Annotated in this window: 14 protein-coding genes; 8 read left to right on the forward strand and 6 right to left on the reverse strand. The window is 42.7% G+C overall.

Going from position 1 to position 17,106, the window contains the following annotated elements; translation table 11 throughout:
* Positions 1-102: 102 nt before the first annotated feature.
* Complete coding sequence (locus KZA12_RS02850; protein WP_201622783.1) at positions 103-288, forward strand: NF038104 family lipoprotein; 186 nt, start codon at positions 103-105, stop codon at positions 286-288.
* A 24-nt stretch (positions 289-312) separates the two neighbouring features.
* Here KZA12_RS02850 and KZA12_RS02855 read toward each other — a convergent pair whose 3' ends face one another.
* The 3 genes from KZA12_RS02855 to mnmA form a co-directional block, all read right to left on the reverse strand.
* Positions 313-954, reverse strand: a complete 642-nt coding sequence (locus KZA12_RS02855) for a DUF2238 domain-containing protein (RefSeq protein WP_218689140.1) — start codon at positions 952-954, stop codon at positions 313-315.
* A 20-nt stretch (positions 955-974) separates the two neighbouring features.
* Positions 975-2,378, reverse strand: coding sequence for an adenylosuccinate lyase (gene purB / locus KZA12_RS02860; RefSeq protein ID WP_218689141.1), 1,404 nt, complete (start codon positions 2,376-2,378; stop codon positions 975-977).
* Positions 2,379-2,536: 158 nt separating this feature from the next.
* Positions 2,537-3,736 (reverse strand): tRNA 2-thiouridine(34) synthase MnmA, encoded by a 1,200-nt coding sequence (gene mnmA / locus KZA12_RS02865; protein WP_201622786.1) that lies wholly within the window; start codon positions 3,734-3,736, stop codon positions 2,537-2,539.
* 146 nt (positions 3,737-3,882) lie between these two features.
* On the opposite strand from mnmA, the gene ispF reads away from it, so the two are divergent.
* From ispF to KZA12_RS02895, 6 genes are all read left to right on the forward strand, one after another.
* Positions 3,883-4,377, forward strand: a complete 495-nt coding sequence (gene ispF, locus KZA12_RS02870) for a 2-C-methyl-D-erythritol 2,4-cyclodiphosphate synthase (protein ID WP_201622787.1) — start codon at positions 3,883-3,885, stop codon at positions 4,375-4,377.
* Between the two features lie 242 nt (positions 4,378-4,619).
* Positions 4,620-4,970: a Grx4 family monothiol glutaredoxin gene (grxD, locus tag KZA12_RS02875; protein WP_201622788.1), complete on the forward strand. Its 351-nt coding sequence runs from the start codon at positions 4,620-4,622 to the stop codon at positions 4,968-4,970.
* Positions 4,971-5,251: 281 nt separating this feature from the next.
* Entirely contained in the window at positions 5,252-5,839 is a 588-nt protein-coding gene (locus KZA12_RS02880; protein WP_373416562.1) for a hypothetical protein, read from the forward strand.
* 344 nt (positions 5,840-6,183) lie between these two features.
* Positions 6,184-8,079 (forward strand): tRNA uridine-5-carboxymethylaminomethyl(34) synthesis enzyme MnmG, encoded by a 1,896-nt coding sequence (gene mnmG, locus KZA12_RS02885; RefSeq protein WP_218689142.1) that lies wholly within the window; start codon positions 6,184-6,186, stop codon positions 8,077-8,079.
* Between the two features lie 205 nt (positions 8,080-8,284).
* Positions 8,285-9,244, forward strand: coding sequence for an AEC family transporter (locus tag KZA12_RS02890; protein ID WP_218689143.1), 960 nt, complete (start codon positions 8,285-8,287; stop codon positions 9,242-9,244).
* A 305-nt stretch (positions 9,245-9,549) separates the two neighbouring features.
* On the forward strand, positions 9,550-9,678 hold the full coding sequence (locus KZA12_RS02895) for a hypothetical protein (RefSeq protein ID WP_256932786.1): 129 nt from the start codon (positions 9,550-9,552) through the stop codon (positions 9,676-9,678).
* 88 nt (positions 9,679-9,766) lie between these two features.
* Here the strand turns inward: KZA12_RS02895 and KZA12_RS02900 are convergent, their stop codons facing one another.
* The 3 genes from KZA12_RS02900 to katG form a co-directional block, all read right to left on the reverse strand.
* Complete coding sequence (locus KZA12_RS02900; protein ID WP_218689144.1) at positions 9,767-10,786, reverse strand: LLM class flavin-dependent oxidoreductase; 1,020 nt, start codon at positions 10,784-10,786, stop codon at positions 9,767-9,769.
* A 369-nt stretch (positions 10,787-11,155) separates the two neighbouring features.
* Positions 11,156-12,100, reverse strand: a complete 945-nt coding sequence (locus KZA12_RS02905) for a LysR substrate-binding domain-containing protein (RefSeq protein ID WP_201622792.1) — start codon at positions 12,098-12,100, stop codon at positions 11,156-11,158.
* Between the two features lie 397 nt (positions 12,101-12,497).
* Positions 12,498-14,690, reverse strand: a complete 2,193-nt coding sequence (gene katG / locus KZA12_RS02910; RefSeq protein ID WP_227677210.1) for a catalase/peroxidase HPI — start codon at positions 14,688-14,690, stop codon at positions 12,498-12,500.
* 616 nt (positions 14,691-15,306) lie between these two features.
* Here katG and KZA12_RS02915 point away from each other — a divergent pair.
* Positions 15,307-16,917 carry an MFS transporter gene (locus KZA12_RS02915; protein ID WP_218689145.1) on the forward strand — a complete coding sequence of 537 codons (1,611 nt, stop codon included), beginning with the start codon at positions 15,307-15,309 and terminating at the stop codon, positions 16,915-16,917.
* The last annotated feature ends 189 nt before the right edge of the window (positions 16,918-17,106 follow it).

Genomic DNA, 17,106 nt, shown 5'->3' on the forward strand with positions numbered 1-17,106 from the left:
GGGGTTAAAAAACAACTATTTGCATAAAAATGCTAGCTTTGCTTTAGAAAAATATTTTAATAGTTTATGATTGCTTATTATTCTACTTACAGTAAGAAGCTCATGAAAAAATTACAGATTATCGCCATAATTGCTAGCCTATTTTTCCTACAAGCTTGTGTACACAAGTTAGTCACTGTACCAGTAAAAGTGGCTTATAAAACCACTAAAGGTATTGCCAAAGGCACGGTAGCCGTTGGTAAGGCCATTATCCCTGGTGATAGTAGTAAAAAGCACGATAAGGAGTAAGACTAACGACCAGTGCTATAGGCTTTATGGGTACTTATTTATGGCGTTTACTCTTAGGCGCTTAGCATAAAAAATCGCTGCAATAATACCACCAGCTAAGGCTAGTGCCATATCCTTATGCGCATCCCAAACATCCCCTTGTTGACCATTATAGGCTTCAGCGGCATCTGGCGATAGAGTAGTGGCGATACCCCATTCAAAAAGCTCATAGAGTAAGCTAGTAGACATATTGAGCATTAAAGTAATGACGATCAATTGCTTTGGCGATGGTATTTTTAGTAAGTGTTGTAGGCTTTGATACATTGTGCTAAATAATAATAAGCCGTAGCTGAAATGCACTAAGCGATCGTACATATTACGTTGCCAGCCAAATAGTGTGCTTAGCTTTATGTTGAATAACTGCTGGGTCCACTCATCATAAGGTACGTACGAATACAAGTAGCGTGCCCCGACAATATGAATTAACAAAAAAAAAGTCGCGAGCACATAGGCTCGCGAAGTTATTTGCCAGTAACGATACAGCGCCAATAGCATAGCTAAAAACACTAAGGTACCTGCTTGATGTAGCAAGTAGCTCGACCATTCTAATGGCTCGATACTGGCCAGCAGTATTATGATTACTACCATAATGCTGCTTATCACTACCGCCTTTGAGGATCGACTCATTTGGCCTGCTATTGGGTTGTCTATAGCTTAGCAATCCACTCTTTAATAGTACGTGCTTGTTCAGCGGCATTACCGATATAAGTGGCAGGTGTTAGGGCACGAAGGCGAGCTTTATCCTCAGCACTCACCGCAGATAGCTCATCGCTTTCGACGAAAGTTAGCATCGCTTCACGAGTCATAGCATTACCACGAGTCAATGCTTTTAGCTTCTCATAAGGGTTTTCAACACGGTAGCGGCGCATAACGGTTTGAATCGGTTCTGCTAGTAATTCTTGCGCTTGATCAAGATCGCTATCTAAACGTTGTGCATTGAGCTCAAGCTTACTGACGCCTTTTAGGCAAGCATCATAGGCGATCATACTTTGGGCTAGACCGACACCGATATTACGTAATACTGTCGAATCTGACAAATCACGCTGCATCCGTGAGATAGGTAATTTTTCGCCCAAATGAGCCAGCATGGCGTTAGCTACCCCTAGATTGCCTTCTGAGTTTTCAAAGTCAATAGGGTTTACTTTATGCGGCATAGTAGAGGAGCCCACTTCACCTTCTTTTAGACGCTGTTTGAAATAGCCTAAGCTAATATACTGCCAAATATCACGGTTAAAATCGATCAGAATAGTGTTGAAGCGCTTAATAGCATCGAACAATTCAGCGATATAGTCATGCGGCTCAATCTGAGTAGTATACGGGTTGAAAGTCAATGCCAAACGCTCATCGATAAAGGCTTCAGCATGAGACTGCCAGTCAACATCAGGATATGCCGAATAATGGGCATTATAATTACCTACTGCACCATTAATTTTACCTAATAATTCAACTTTTTCGATCTGTTTGATTTGACGAGCCAAACGATAAGCGACGTTGGCCATCTCTTTACCTAAAGTGGTAGGACTAGCGGTTTGACCATGCGTACGTGACAGCATAGGTTGGTCAGCATGCGTAATCGCTAAATCGACAATACTATCAATCATTTGCTGCATTTTGTCTAACACGATGCTACGGCTGTCTTTAAGCATCAAGGCATAAGACAAGTTATTGATATCTTCGCTAGTACAAGCGAAATGAATAAACTCTAGAGAATCGTTTAGCGCTGCTTGGCCACGGAATTTATCTTTTATAAAGTACTCAACTGCTTTGACATCGTGATTGGTTGTTGCTTCGATATCTTTGATTGCTTGTGCATCTTCTTCACTAAAGTTATCAACGATAGCATTCAAAAAGGCATTAGTAGCGGTATCAAAAGCGGCTAATTCGCCGATTGCATTATTATCAGCTAACGACTGTAACCAACGAATTTCAACAGTAACGCGAGCTTTAATAAGACCGAATTCAGACAAATAAGGACGGAGACTGTCAGCTTTCGATGCATAGCGGCCATCGATTGGAGAGAGGGCAGTCAAGGCAGATAAAGGGGTAGTCATAGCAATACCTTTCAATTAACAGTAAGTGAAACAATTTATGGTGCGGTTGTGAGGTTTTGGCAGATGATTATAACAAGAGTTAGCACAAAAAACTGAGGATTAAAGCGGGTTATGGCTTTTTTTGGTCAGTAGCTAGTATTGCGCTTCTATAATTGGCTTTAGAGGTGGCGAGGCGCATTAATAGAGGCAATGACTCCACCGCCTAAGCACACTTCATCGATATAAAATACCGCTGACTGACCTGGGGTGACGGCACGCTGGAGCTCATCGAATACTACCTTTACCTCGCTACCATCAGCGTTAGTAGCGAAAACTCGGCAGGCTTGGTCTGGTTGACGATAGCGTGATTTTGCCATACAAGGTAAACCTTCAGCACTGAAGATAGCAGCAGGCGGTAGACCATCAACCCAATCAAGCTTATAAGCCTGTAACTGAGTACTCATCATCATTGAGTGTTCATGGCCTTGACCGACGATAAGACGATTGTTATCTAAGTCTTTTGCCAATACAAACCACGGCTCTTCTGGGCGGTCTTTCACACCGCCGATACCGATGCCACCGCGCTGACCTAAAGTGTAATACATCAGTCCATCATGAGTGCCTATGACGTGACCATCATCAGTGACCACCTCGCCTTTTTGTGCTGGCAAGTACTGCTGTAAAAAGTCCTTAAACCGACGTTCACCAATGAAACAAATACCAGTAGAGTCTTTTTTATTAGCCGTAATCAAATCATGCTGTTCAGCGATTTGACGGACAACTGGCTTTTCAAGCTCACCAACGGGGAACAATGTCTTGGCAAGTTTATCGCCACCAACCGCATGCAAAAAGTAACTTTGGTCTTTATTGTTATCCAAGCCACGTAATAACTGCGCAACTTCAATCCCATTGCTGTTGGTATAATTGACACTGCGACGAGTATAATGACCAGTGGCAATATAATCAGCGCCAAGGGTTAAGGCGTAGTCCAAAAAGGCTTTGAACTTAATCTCTTTATTGCATAAGATATCAGGATTAGGGGTGCGACCAGCTTTATACTCCGCTAAAAAGTGCTCAAAGACACGATCCCAATATTCCATAGCAAAGTTAGCGGTATGCAGCTTGATGCCGATCTTATCGCAGACAGACTGAGCATCCGCTAAGTCGTCCATCGCTGTGCAGTATTCACTACCGTCGTCCTCTTCCCAGTTTTTCATAAACAGCCCTTCGACGATAAAGCCGGCTTGCTGTAACAATACTGCAGATACAGAGGAATCAACCCCGCCTGACATACCAACGATAACTCGTGTGGCTGTTGGGTTAGCAATATTGCTTAAGGTTAGAGGAGCATGAGAACAAAAATTTTGGGTAGCTGACATAGTGCACTCAACAACGTATGATAAAATAAGCGTCATATTATAGCAGTTAATTAAAACAACTGACGAGCTGAGCCGTGTAACCGTTTTATAAATTTACTAACGGCTTTAGAAGTTTGTTAATAGTTTTGCTAAACTTTGGAGTTATCATGATAAAAATCGGTCAAGGTATCGATGTTCACGCTTTTTATAATAATGGTGAGCAGCAGCAGCAGGTGATGCTGGCAGGGGTGGCGATTGAACACAGCCACAGCTTGTTGGCACATTCTGATGGCGATGTGGTACTACATGCACTAGCTGATGCTTTGCTTGGTGCTTTGGCGCTAGGCGATATCGGTCAACACTTTCCTGATACTGATATGGCGCATGCTGGTTTGGATTCGCGGGTATTACTACGTTATGTCTATGGCAAAATAGCAGCGGCAGGGTATCGTTTGGGTAATGCTGATATTACTATTATCTGTGAGCGGCCAAAAATTGCTCCTCACAACCAAGCTATGCGCACTAACATCGCCAGCGACTTACAGACAGATATCTCCTGTATTAGCGTTAAGGCGACTACCAGCGAAAAGTTAGGCTTTACTGGTCGCCAAGAGGGCATAATGGCCAATGCCGTGGTACTATTGATAAAAAATGATCAATAGCCAAATAAATATGAGCTGTGGTTTGCTTGATACGGACAAATCAATGGCCTAGTGCTTGTAATAGGGTAATGACTGCCTCATCTATCAGCAATAGCTCAATTAGACTTTAAACATGGCGTTTAAACATAGCCTTTAAATACAGCCTTTGAATAGCGTCTTTAAACCTGTTTTCTAAATTTTCAGCTTTAAAATTTTTTAAATACTATTACTTTTAACAAACCGTCTAACCGATAGGAGCTTTTATGAGCGAACAGACCCCAAATACTGCTGCAAATGATGTCGAACAATTGATCCGTGATCAAATTAAAGACAATAAAGTTATCTTGTACATGAAAGGCACGCCACAATTTCCGCAATGTGGCTTTTCAGCGCGTTCTATCGAAGTGTTGACTCAGATCGGTCGTCCATTTGCCTTTGTAAACATTTTAGAGAACCCAGAAATTCGTGCAACTTTACCTAAAGTGGCTAACTGGCCAACTTTTCCACAATTGTGGATTGATGGTGAATTGATGGGTGGTTCTGATATTATCTTGCAAATGTATCAATCAGGCGAGCTGAAGCCTTTAGTTGAAGCTAACAGCCCAGCTGCTTAATTTTAGCAGGGAAGCTGTTTGTGGGTTTTATAATACTTGAATAGCTGTTTTTTAAGGATTAATAAAACTTAGCACAAGTGACACACCTAAGTATTAAGTCTAAGCAATCTGTAGTAAGCCCAAGTAATCTGTAGTAAGCCCAAGTAATCTGCTAATGATTGCTTGGGCTTTTTGCTATTGATCAGCAAGCTGGCAGGGTTTATTGTTTTTATGGCTTATAACCCCATATAGGACATAAGATAATTAGTGCATTAACACAGAATAAATAATAAGAGGCATCAATGACTAACCAAACTACTGATATGACTAGCCAAGCTAGTGAGCACCAAGCTAATACTCAAGACGATAGCGCGCAACAAGCTATAGAGATTCGACGTGAACGGCTAAAACTGGATTCAACACGTATCATTGATATTGCTGATAATGAAGCGAATTCAGCACTAAAATGTATTCATCAGCTCAGCGTAGCAGGCGGTGCAACTGAAGCCACTTATTTAGCGATTGAACGTCGAGTGGTTGCCGATCAAGATGCAGCGGGCGCTTATCATTTGGCTTTGCTAGCTCAGAGTACACCAGACCTACCTATTGATGTGCGTCAGCTAATCGAGATGGTCGTTGATAAGGGTGATAATCAGCAACGCTTAGCTTTGTTGAAAAATTTACCTTTTCCGCCAGTTGATATCATTAAAGCACAAATTTTGCTAAGTGATGATGGTGATGCTATAGGTCAGATGAACGCTTATTTACAAATTAATCCTGAAGGTTATGGCAGCCAGCATATGGTGGCCAGTCAACCGGATAGCGTGGCGTCTATGGGCACTGGTATGAGTAATGGCTTTGATGATACTGATAACAGCAATGATTTTTAATGACTAAATTATAAGGGTGTTGTTTACACTGCTATGATTTAACAAGTTATGGTTCATAGCGCTATAGTTTAGGGCGATATCAGTTATAGCGCTGAGATTTTTGCTACGAAGGTTTATTCTGCTACTGCTCCATAATCATACTGTCTATTACATACGGTTTGCTATAAAGATAGGTTTTATAATCAGTCTTATAGTTATTACCAGTATAGTGACAAAAATTGCTATAATTAACAGTTATCTATTTTTTACATACGATTGACGCTTATCTAATACTCAATAAGGTATCAGCTAAATAATGGCTGGACTTTATAGTAGTACTGTATAGCCAATCAAGCGAGGCAAACATGCAATACCCAAAAATTTACGATGTGGTAGTGATCGGTGGTGGTCATGCCGGAACAGAAGCGGCATTAGCGGCTGCACGTATGGGGGCGCAGACTTTGCTATTGACTCATAATATTGAGACGCTTGGGCAGATGAGCTGTAATCCAGCTATTGGCGGTATCGGAAAATCGCATCTAGTGCGTGAAATCGATGCGCTTGGTGGCGCTATGGCACTAGCTACTGACAAGTCTGGTATTCAGTTTCGAGTATTGAACAGTCGCAAAGGTGCTGCGGTGCGAGCGACCCGTGCGCAGGCCGATCGCGTCCTATTCAAAGCTGCTATCCGTCATACTTTGGAGAATCAAGCCAATCTCGACATATTCCAGCAAGCCGCTGATGATATTTTAGTAGAAAACGGTCGCGCCACCGCAGTAGTGACCTCTACTGGTATTATCTTCAAAACGGAAACCGTTGTTTTGACCACAGGAACTTTCCTAGGCGGGGTCATACATATTGGTCTAGAGAACTCAAAAGGCGGACGAGCAGGGGATCAGCCCTCCATTAAGCTTGCCGATCGTTTGCGTGAACTAAAGCTGCCAGTAGGCCGTCTCAAAACCGGCACGCCAGCACGTATTGATGCGCGTAGTGTTGATTTTAGTGTGATGAGCGTTCAGCCTGGCGATACCCCATTGCCAGCGATGAGTTATATGGGCGATGTCTCCATGCACCCACAACAAGTCAATTGTTATATTACGCATACTAACGCGCGTACTCACGACATCATTCGTGAAAATTTAGATCGCTCGCCGATGTTTTCTGGCAAAATCGAAGGCGTAGGACCACGCTACTGCCCGTCTATCGAAGACAAGATACATCGCTTTGCAGATAAAGACAGCCATCAGATATTTATCGAGCCTGAAGGCTTAACTACTCATGAGCTATATCCAAATGGTATCTCCACTAGCTTGCCGTTCGATGTGCAACTAGAGTTTATTCATAGTATGAAAGGCCTAGAGAATGCCCATATTACACGTCCGGGCTATGCCATTGAATATGACTACTTTGATCCACAAAACCTAAAGCCAACCTTAGAGACTAAGTCTATAGATGGGCTGTACTTCGCCGGTCAAATCAACGGCACTACTGGCTATGAAGAGGCTGGCGTGCAAGGGCTACTGGCAGGAACTAACGCAGCCTTAGTGACTAGCAATAATAGCGAGTTCGATACTTGGACCCCGCGTCGTGATCAAGCTTATTTAGGTGTGCTAGTCGATGATCTAATCACTCATGGGACTACTGAACCGTATCGAATGTTTACTAGCCGAGCTGAATATCGTCTACTGCTACGTGAAGATAACGCCGATCAGCGTTTGACAGAAATTGGTCGAAAATTAGGCTTAGTCGATGATACACGCTGGCAAGCTTATGAAGAAAAAATGGACGCTATCAGTACTGAAACAGCGCGTTTAAAAGACATGTGGGCAACGCCAAGCAATGCGTTAGGCAAGCAAGTTACTGAGCAGACTGGTGAAGTACTATCGAAAGAATCAACTGCTTATGATTTGCTCAAGCGCCCCCAAATACACTTTGCTGATATCGCGACTATTACTAATTCTCAAGTGGCCACCCAAGTCGGTGAGCAGATCGAAATATCGGTCAAATATGCCGGCTACATTGACCGTCAACAAGAAGACATCGAGCAGATGAAACGCCTTGAGAACACGGCGCTACCAGTAGATTTTGACTATAGCGTAGTGTCAGGCTTGTCCAATGAAGTGGTACAAAAGCTAAGCCAAGTACGTCCGGCAACTTTAGCGCAGGCTAGCCGAGTAAGTGGCGTGACACCAGCCGCTATTCAATTGCTGGCGATGACTGTCAAAAAACAGAAAAAAGCCAAAGCTGCTTTAGGGTCTTAATAAAAGCCTAATAATGGTAGTATAGAGTGCGTCTTTATCGTTATGATAAAGGCGCATTATTTATTAGAGTCAATTATAGTTACTACTGCGCCAAGCTAGTATTTAGCGTCTACGCTTTTTAGTACTCAGTCCAGTTATCAGTAACGATGGCTTTTTTATACTTTTATTTTATATGGTAAGCTACCTTATTGATCTGGGCCTATATATGACCGCTGCTATTATTTTTGCGATTACTATTGTACTGCCCAACCTTGCTCTAATGGGGTTGGGTTTTTTTATGCGTCGCAAAGGACAAGCCAGTCAAGCCTTCATTGACCAAGCATCAGGTTTTGTCTTTAACTATTGCCTGCCAGCCTTATTATTCTTCAGTGTGGTTGATAGTGAAGTCGATTATGCCAAACAAGTGACTCTGATCATTGCTGGTATTATTATTACCTTTATTCTGTTTTTTGGCTCCGAGGCTTATGCCAAGCGCTTCATTAATGCGCCTGCTGACCAAGGGGTTTTTGTTCAAGGTATATTCCGCAGTAACATGGCCATTATCGGTCTAGCTACTGTGACTAATGCTTATGGCGAAATAGGATTAAGTATCGGTGCCGTCTATATGGGCATCGTAACGATATTATTTAATATTTTAGCAGTGATTACTTTGAGTCGGGTGTCCAAAAGTGTTGATGACACTTGGATCAGTCGTGGCCTAATGATTGCTAAAAAGTTAGCGACTAATCCGCTAATGATTGCCTTGCTAGCAGCTTTTGCCTATAAAGCACTAGCGTTACCGCCTATAACGGGCGTTATCCATACTACTGGTGATTTGCTGGCTGCCGTAGCGTTACCTTTAGCATTGATTTGTGCAGGGGCCAGTATTGATTTGAAGGCTATGCTTAGCCCTTCAGGATTGTCCATGCAGGCTAGTGTGGGTCGTATTGTAGTTGCGCCTCTATTAGCGATCGCAGTCGGGTTAGGCTTTGGATTATCTGGGGTGCATATGGGGGTATTATTTTTGATGGTAGCGTCACCCACTGCCGCCGCCAGCTATGTCATGGCCAAAGCAATGGGTGGTAACGATACCTTGGCGGCTAATATTTTAGGATTTACTACGGTAATTGGCATGTTTGGTATGGCGATTGGTGCCGCTATATTGCGCGGCTTTGGGCTAATGTAGCGCTTATAGAACAGGCAAGTCGGGGCTTAATACAGATCCCTATAAGTAAAAACCAGTATCGCACTCAATAACGATACTGGTTTTTTTGCTTTAGCTGCCATCTTATAGCTTTAAGAGTAGGGTTTGGCAGTCGCTAGTAATAACATAAAGCCGATTTTTCGCATATAACTGCTGCATACCTTTTAAGTTATATTCATACCTAGGCTGCTCATCAAAGATACGGCTACTATAGTCTGCATTTAAATACAGGCTCGAGACTAACCAATGATGGGCAGATTAGGCTGCAAGGCCAGTCGATCATTGAGGTGATGCAGCGGGGGCATATTGCTTGGGTGGGGCAGCATGAGCGTTTTGAGCTACCCTTGACTGTGCTCGATTATGTATTATTAGGCGTGTCGCTCAACCTCGCTTGGTATCAGCAGCCAAAATATTAGCACATCAGTCATGCCAAAAATTTACTATAAGACTTTGACTGCTGGTCATTGCTGATCATTTATTAGGTTGTTGATCATTGACTACTGATTATGCTGCGGCGACAGGAGAGTGCAAAGTAAATAAGTTTAGCATCGGTATAAGTTCAAGCGAGTGTAGGCGTGCTGCTTGATCATAAATATTCGCTGTGACAATCAACTCGTCAGGCTGATATTTGGCTATAAAATCAGCAAGCTTGGGCTGTACAGTTGCCACTGAACCGACAAAGGATACTGATAACGCACTATCTACCATTGCTTTTTCACTTGCACTCCAAATACTATCCATGTCGTGTACTGGCTTAGGCATTTGTCCACGCTCATTGCGACGTAAGCGTACGAAGCTTTGCTGCGCTGAGCTAAAGTGATAGTTCGCAGTAGCGTCATCATCAGCTAGTAATAGATTAGCCGCTAGCATTACATAAGGCTTACTAAGATAAGCTGAAGGTTGGAACTGTTCACGATAAGCGGTGATAGCATGCTCTAGCATTTGCGGGGCAAAATGTGAGGCAAAAACGTACGGTAGTCCTAAATGTGCGGCTAAAGTTGCGCCAAATAATGACGAGCCCAAAATCCAGAGCGGTATATTCGATTTGGCACCAGGAAAGGCTTGTACTGGACTGTCATCAGTATCGTTGCCTAGTAGATATAATAATTCTTGAACGTCATTAGGGAAACGCTCAGCATCGCTCATCTGCCGACGTAATGCTTGAAAAGTAGCGCCGTCAGTACCAGGTGCCCGGCCCAGACCTAAATCGATACGATCACCATATAGTGCTTTTAGAGTGCCGAACTGCTCGGCGACTACTAAAGGTGCATGGTTTGGCAGCATGATACCGCCGGAGCCGATGCGAATACTTTTAGTTTGGCTACCAATATGTGATAGCAAGACTGAAGTAGCTGCACTAGCAATACCAGCCATATTATGATGTTCCGCCATCCAATAGCGGTTTAAGCCAACCTGCTCAGATTTTTTGGCAATTTCAACAGTTTGCGCTATACCGTCAGCGATGGTGCTACCGGTTGGTACAGGGGCTAAGTCTAAAAAGGATAAAGGGATAGTAGTGTTCATAACTTACCTGTTTTTATAATGTCAGTTTCCATCAGATAATAGTGATGACATTGTTATGGGATTAAAAGCGTTTCCTAGCTTATTGTGGCGGTCTTTGATATACCGTCTATTGAGAGCTTTGAGCGCTTGACCCTTAACATAATGGGGCAGTTATTATAGATATAAAGGACAGGGTTCATTATGATAACAATTCTTAATAAGATTTCATAAATTAATAGGCTGCAGTGACTCATTTAAGCGATTTCTATATTAAGGTTTTACAGTACGCAGCTTATAAATATTAAAAAAAGTCTCACTATCAATAAATAGTGAGACCTTAAGTTTTAGCATTAGCCGCGTATAGGGCATTAATAGCTACCCAAATATCAGCTATTGAATCTCATCTTTATGATCAAATTGCTTTTGACAGAGCTCTATAAAAGCACGTCCATATTGACGAATTTCGGCATCATCACGCACCGCCATCCAACTAGTAAAGCGGCCAAAGTGATCAACTGGAATAGCAGTGAGGTTATGGTAATGACTAGGCTCAAAGGCCATTTCAGCGATAATACCAATCCCTAAGCCCAGTCCTACATAAGTACTAATCACGTCTGCGTCGAGCGCCGCTAGTACAATATCAGGCTCTAACCCAGCCGCTTCAAAGGTTTTATCAATAGCTCCGCGACCTGTAAAGCCGCCATGATAAGTGACGATTGGATAACTGGCGAGCGTCGGCAAGTCAATACTCTCAGCCCCTGCAAGCTCATGGTCATTAGGCAAAATAATACGATGTGACCAATCATAATAACGATAGCAGCGTAGATAATTATTATGCAGTAAAGATTCAGTAGCGATACCAATATCAGCTTGGCCACGAATAACCATTTGGGCGATAGTCTCGGGATCGGCTTGTTGTAGTATTAGATTTACCTTAGGAAAGCGCGCTTTAAACTCTTTGACCACTTGCGGTAATACATAGCGTGCTTGGGTATGAGTAGTGGCAATCGTTAAAGTACCCGTATTAGGGTTATTAAAATCAAGGCTTAAGTTCTCAATGGTACGTATTTCAGCAAATATGGCTTCAATATGGGGTAGCAGGGCAGTACCCATAGTGGTCAGGCCAGTAAGCCGTTTGCCTTGACGAACGAATACCTCAGTTTTGAGTTGGTTCTCTAGCGCAGCAATATGCTTAGACAAGCTCGATTGACTGGTGTGCAGCACTATGGCGGCTTGGCTTAGATTATAGCCATTGATGACCGTATGCCATACCGTCTCCAACTGCTTAAGTTGAATCTGTAGATGCCGCTGATTGACTACTACATCGATTGCCATGTTACTTCCTATTAATTAGTGCTTGTTGATTATTTCTTATAAAATAGTGGTTGTTAATCGGTGCTTATTAACGGCTATAGTAGCCATTGATGCTTGTTAAATTGATGCCTATCAGAAACTATTAATATCTTGCAGTAGGTTGAGGGTAGAGTGTTGCATACCCTTTGAGCAAAACCTAACCAGCGCCTAGTGTAAAACAAAGTTATTATTCTTGTATATAATAAAAAGATATCTGCTTATATTATTATGGAATATAAGATATTTGTAAGGATTAGCTGTTAAAAAGGCTAATATTTCAAGCTAAACAGTACTCAGAGAAACTTTTTAATAAAAAAACAGCCCCCTTAAGTAAGGTGGCTGTTTTAGTTAACGTTAAGTAGTAACCGAGTGCTATTGATTAAAAACGATCGGCATTCATTACTTTGTTCCAAGCTTTAGTGAAGTCATTGACAAATTTTTCTAAGTTGTCGTCTTGGGCATATAATTCAGCGTAAGAACGCAAAATAGAGTTAGAGCCAAACACTAAGTCGACACGAGTAGCTTGCCATTTAACTTCACCAGTACCACGCTCGCGTACTTCATACAAGTTGGCCGTATGGCTTGCCTCACTAGTGTTATTAAGGGGATGCCAAGTAAGATTCATATCCGTTAAGTTAACGAAGAAATCATTGCTAAGCACGCCAGCACGATCAGTGAATACCCCATGCTGCTTATGAGCATAGTTAGTATCTAGGACACGCATACCACCGATAAGTACGGTCATTTCAGGCGCAGTAAGTCCCATCAACTGAGTACGATCAAGTAACATCTCTTCAGGCGACACCGCATAGTCTTCTTTTACCCAGTTGCGGTAGCCATCATGGCGAGGCTCAAGGTCGTCAAATGACTCACTATCAGTCATCTCATCAGTTGCATCGCCACGCCAAGCAGTGAACGGTATGCTAGTCTCTACTCCAGCTTCAGCGGCTGCTTGCTCAATAGCAGTGTTACCGGCTAATACGATAAGGTCGGCTAAACTGACTTCTTTGCTAAATGCAGTCTGAATGTTAGTCAAAGCTGCAAGCACACGTTGCAATTGCTCAGGCTCATTAGCGACCCAGTCTTTTTGGGGTGCTAAGCTAATTCGAGCACCATTGGCACCGCCACGAATGTCAGAACCACGGAAAGTACGAGCGCTATCCCAAGCCGTGATGATTAGTTCACGACGACTAAAAGTCTCACTGTCGATATTTGCCAAAATTTCTGCTTTTAGGTTGGCGATATCGTCAGCGCTCAAGTCAGCGTTACTTGCTGGGATAGGATCTTGCCAGATAAAATCTTCAGCTGGGACGTCAGCACCTAGATAACGTGACTTTGGCCCTAAATCACGGTGAGTCAATTTAAACCAAGCTTTAGCAAATACTTCATCGAAGTATTCTGGGTTTTGATGAAAGTTCTCTGAAATCTTACGATAAGCAGGATCTTTGATCATCGCCATATCGGCATCAGTCATGATAGGGTTGCGGCGTATGCTAGGATCATGAGCATCTAAAGGTCTGTCTTCTTCTTTAATATCAGTAGGTTCCCACTGCCATGCGCCTGCTGGACTCTTGGTTAGCTCCCAGTTATGATTGAATAGCAGTTCGAAGTACTCATAATCCCATTGGGTAGGATGAGTCGTCCAAGCGCCCTCGATACCACTAGAGACGGTATCGCCTGCGTTGCCACTACCGTTCGGGTTACGCCAGCCTAGACCTTGCTCATTGATATCAGCAGCTTCTGGCTCATCTTCTAGGACAGTAGCATCGCCGTTACCATGACATTTACCAACGGTGTGACCACCAGCAGTTAAAGCCACAGTCTCTTCATCATTCATCGACATACGCGCAAATGTAGTGCGGATATCTTGCGCCGTTTTTAGCGGATCAGGATTGCCATCAACACCTTCAGGGTTAACATAAATTAGACCCATTTGTACCGCAGCTAGTGGGTTTTCAAGTGAGGTACGCACACTATCATCGTCATAGCGATTTTCAGTTGCAGCGAGCCATTCACGTTCAGAACCCCAATAGATATCTTTTTCTGGATGCCAAATATCAGCACGACCACCAGCGAAACCTAAAGTTTTGAAGCCCATTGATTCATAAGCCATGTTACCGGCTAAAATCATAAGATCGGCCCAAGACAATTTATTACCGTATTTTTTCTTCATTGGCCAAAGCAAACGACGAGCTTTATCTAAGTTGACGTTATCCGGCCAGCTGTTAAGGGGGGCAAAACGCTGATTACCTGTGCTCGCACCACCACGACCATCTGAGTTACGATAAGTACCAGCTGAATGCCAAGCCATACGAATCATTAGACCGCCGTAATGTCCCCAATCTGCTGGCCACCACTGTTGCGAGTCAGTCATCAAATCTTTAAGGTCTTGTTTCACTGCTTCTAGATCTAACTGTTTAAACGCTTCTGCATAATCAAAGTCAGCACCCATTGGGTTTGTTTTGTGATCTTGCTGATGTAAGATATCTAAATTCAGGGCATTAGGCCACCAGTCTGTTGCTGCAGAGGCGTGAGTGGTATGGGCTTGATGCATAACTGGACAGCCACCCATGCTAGGGCGTTGCGGGGCTTGTGATTGATCAACGTTTTCACTATGTATGGTCGGACCTTGGCCATCGCCAAGATTGTAGGCGGTATTGCTGCTAGTATCGTTAGAGGTCGAATTACTCATCTGCCTTCTCCTTTGTGAAAATTAAATAGGCTACTTTAATAAAAAATAGCCTGAGTCACTATCGTTATCGATCATTACATATTATAGAGTTATTTCGATTTATAAAACTAATATATAATAATTATATGTTTTAAATTATCAATCGTTGTTTAGAGAATAGTTATTGTCTAAAATGCTGGCTTATTTGTTACTTCGGAATAGATCGAGATGAAAGGTGACCATCAACATTTGCGCAAGTTTAGGCTACATGGTGTTACGACTATGATAGATAAAACACAAATAGAGCTTTTATTAAGCTTGCGAGTGCAAATATATCGCTATAAAGTCTAGTCAAAATAAGCGTTCTCAAGTACCATAATTCAATTTTGTCATAAGTCCTGTTTTCTTAGTGCAGCGTCAGTTGTTTTATCATTAGTATAATCATCTCATAGATAATGAGTAGATGATAAAAGTTACGTCCTGTTGTGTTCTTTGTTTTAATTTTTGGTGAGTTATTATGTCTGCAACCCCACCTGCTAATACCCCTAGCATAGCCGCCAAAAAGTCTTGGTCTGAGGCTACTAAAGCTTATCTTGATCGCCGCGCTATTATCATGTTGTTTTTAGGCTTTGCCGCCGGTATTCCGATTCTACTAATTTTCTCAAGTCTATCGTTATGGCTACGTGAGGCGGGTATAGAACGTGGTGTGGTTACGACTTTTAGTTGGGCGGCATTAGGCTATTCTTTTAAGTTTATTTGGGCGCCGCTTATCGATGCCGTACCATTGCCTATATTGACGAAGTGGTTAGGGCGCAGACGGGCGTGGATGTTGGTGTCGCAAGTGCTGATTATTGGTGCTATTTGCATTATGGCCAGCGTCAATCCTATTAATGACGATATGTTGACCTACATGGCAGTAGGGGCAGTTTTGCTCGGGTTTTCATCGGCCACTCAAGACATCGTGGTTGATGCCTATCGTATTGAATTAGCACCGCCGAGTTTGCAGTCGGTCTTATCAGCGATGTATACCGCAGGCTATCGTTTAGGCATGATTTTTGCGGGCGCAGGGGCGTTATATTTAGCCGACTATTTCGGCTCAACGGAAGCTCTATATAGTTATGAAGCTTGGCGCAATACTTATTGGATTATGGCGGCTGTGATGGGTGTCGGCATAGTGACGACTCTGGTAATTAAAGAGCCTATTAGTACCCAAGTACGTATTGAGCAAAAAGCGAGTGATTATGGCCGCCTAGTTTTTGTATTCGTCTTAGCCGTTTCAGCTTTTGTCATGATGTTTATCTATACAGGACAGATACTGCCTGATAGTGAAAATGTGGCAGTCGCATTTTTATACGAAGTCATTCGTATGCTCTCAAGCCTAGGGGTGTCGTTACTGGTCGGCTATCTATTGGTCATGCTAGGTCTAGTGAATAAGAAAATGGCTTATATTACTTGGATTGAGCCTATCGTCGATTTCTTCTGCCGCTATGGTAAAAAGGCCTTATTACTATTGGCCTTGATTGGTCTGTACCGTGTTTCTGATATCGTCGCTGGTATCATGTCTAACGTTTTCTATCAAGATATGGGCTTTAGTAAGACCGATATCGCTACAGCTGTGAAGTTAGTCGGCGTCATTATGGTCATTGCTGGTGGCTTTTTAGGCGGTATCTTGGCACAAAAGATACGTATGATGCAGGCGATGATGATCGGCGCTATTTTAGCGGCGGTCAGTAATATGCTGTTTGTGGTTTTGACCTATCATCCTGGCAGTTTACCAGTGATGTATACGGCAGTGATCTTTGATAACTTAGCGGCTGGTTTGGCTAGTGCGGTGTTTATTGCTTTCTTATCCGCTCTGACCTCTATCCGCTTTACTGCTGTGCAATATGCGATTTTTTCCTCATTAATGACGCTACTGCCTAAAGTGTTTGGTGGCTACTCAGGAGCCATCGTGGATAACTTGGGCTATCCATTTTTCTTCACCTTTACCGCGCTGATAGGGGTACCTATCTTGCTGATTGTCTATTTGGTCGATAAGCATATTGTGATCGGCGAAAACGATGATATCTATGGTGATGAAGACTCTTTATTGACCAAAACTAATGAGCCACCGCGAGCATCAGAGTAGCTCATTATTGCTATAGATATTCATGTGGATATCAGCCTAGATATCTATATGAATATCTATATGTTGAATGTCGCTGAGCCTTGCGATAAAGTGAAACTAAAGTAACAGCAGTTGAGTTTTAAAAGCGTTGTTTTGAATAAATAGCTATACTTTAGATACAGTAGTTGATATTTTTAGAGCAAGTTTTAA

The organism is Psychrobacter sp. BF1, assembly GCF_019279065.1.
In the GTDB taxonomy this organism is placed as follows: domain Bacteria; phylum Pseudomonadota; class Gammaproteobacteria; order Pseudomonadales; family Moraxellaceae; genus Psychrobacter; species Psychrobacter urativorans.

Coding starts and splice junctions, on each gene's coding strand:
- KZA12_RS02855 (WP_218689140.1), bottom strand. CDS start 954: ATGAGTCGATCCTCAAAGGCGGTAGTGATAAGCAGCATTATGGTAGTA.
- grxD (WP_201622788.1), top strand. CDS start 4,620: ATGAGCGAACAGACCCCAAATACTGCTGCAAATGATGTCGAACAATTG.
- purB (WP_218689141.1), bottom strand. CDS start 2,378: ATGACTACCCCTTTATCTGCCTTGACTGCCCTCTCTCCAATCGATGGC.
- KZA12_RS02890 (WP_218689143.1), top strand. CDS start 8,285: ATGACCGCTGCTATTATTTTTGCGATTACTATTGTACTGCCCAACCTT.
- ispF (WP_201622787.1), top strand. CDS start 3,883: ATGATAAAAATCGGTCAAGGTATCGATGTTCACGCTTTTTATAATAAT.
- mnmA (WP_201622786.1), bottom strand. CDS start 3,736: ATGTCAGCTACCCAAAATTTTTGTTCTCATGCTCCTCTAACCTTAAGC.
- KZA12_RS02880 (WP_373416562.1), top strand. CDS start 5,252: ATGACTAACCAAACTACTGATATGACTAGCCAAGCTAGTGAGCACCAA.
- katG (WP_227677210.1), bottom strand. CDS start 14,690: ATGGGTGGCTGTCCAGTTATGCATCAAGCCCATACCACTCACGCCTCT.
- mnmG (WP_218689142.1), top strand. CDS start 6,184: ATGCAATACCCAAAAATTTACGATGTGGTAGTGATCGGTGGTGGTCAT.
- KZA12_RS02915 (WP_218689145.1), top strand. CDS start 15,307: ATGTCTGCAACCCCACCTGCTAATACCCCTAGCATAGCCGCCAAAAAG.
- KZA12_RS02900 (WP_218689144.1), bottom strand. CDS start 10,786: ATGAACACTACTATCCCTTTATCCTTTTTAGACTTAGCCCCTGTACCA.
- KZA12_RS02850 (WP_201622783.1), top strand. CDS start 103: ATGAAAAAATTACAGATTATCGCCATAATTGCTAGCCTATTTTTCCTA.
- KZA12_RS02905 (WP_201622792.1), bottom strand. CDS start 12,100: ATGGCAATCGATGTAGTAGTCAATCAGCGGCATCTACAGATTCAACTT.